Below are 1026 nucleotides of genomic sequence, written 5' to 3' on the forward strand. Positions count from 1 at the left end.
CGAGTTGAGATTCCTAAACTTAATGGGGGCGTTCGTCAGCTTGGGATTCCGACCGTGATGGATAGGATAATCCAACAAGCTATTGTCCAAGTCCTTAGTCCCATCTGTGAACCTTATTTCTCTGAAATGAGTTACGGGTTCCGAGCAAATCGCTCATGCGAAAAAGCCATCATCAAGCTACTAGAGTACCTTAACGATGGCTATGAGTGGATTGTGGATATTGACTTAGAGAAATTCTTCGATACAGTTCCTCAGGATAGGTTGATGTCGCTTGTCCATAACATCATTCAAGATGGTGATACGGAATCACTGATTCGTAGATATCTCCACTCTGGCGTGGTTATCAATGGGCAACGACACAAAACTCTAGTGGGAACCCCACAAGGTGGAAATCTGTCCCCCCTCTTGTCTAATATCATGCTTAATGAACTAGACAAGGAGTTGGAAAGTCGAGGTCTTCGCTTCGTTCGATACGCAGATGATTGTGTCATCACAGTTGGGAGTGAAGCAGCTGCCAAACGTGTCATGTACTCTATTAGCCGTTTTATCGAAAACCGTTTAGGGTTGAGAGTCAATATGACCAAGACTAAAATTGTGAGACCAAGTCAACTGAAATACCTTGGATTTGGGTTCTGGAAATCAGCTGAAGGCTGGAAAAGTCGTCCCCATCAAGACAGTATACAGAGTTTCAAGAGAAAACTCAAGAAACTAACAAGTCGTAAGTGGAGTATTGACTTAGACAGTCGTATTGAGAAACTCAACTGGCTTATCCGAGGCTGGATAAATTATTTCGCCTTAAGTAACATGAAAACTGCTATGGCAGAAATGGACGAGCGATTGAGAACACGGATTAGGGTTATTATCTGGAAACAATGGAAGAAGAAATCTAGGCGACTTTGGGGACTACTCAAACTTGGAGTTCCGAAGTGGATAGCCGATAAAGTATCTGGCTGGGGTGACCACTATCAACTGGTGGCACAAAAGTCGGTTCTAAAACGAGCTATATCAAAACCAGTTCTAGTTAAA

The 1026-nt window shown here is 43.1% G+C and carries 1 protein-coding gene; it reads left to right on the forward strand.

All coding sequences use genetic code 11. From position 1 onward, the window contains the following. Positions 1 to 1026 (forward strand): group II intron reverse transcriptase/maturase (gene ltrA, locus ACMZ6U_RS10510; protein ID WP_416108358.1); only part of this gene is annotated, 1026 nt, incomplete at both ends.

The organism is Streptococcus pluranimalium (genome assembly GCF_047785745.1).
Lineage (GTDB): Bacteria > Bacillota > Bacilli > Lactobacillales > Streptococcaceae > Streptococcus > Streptococcus pluranimalium_B.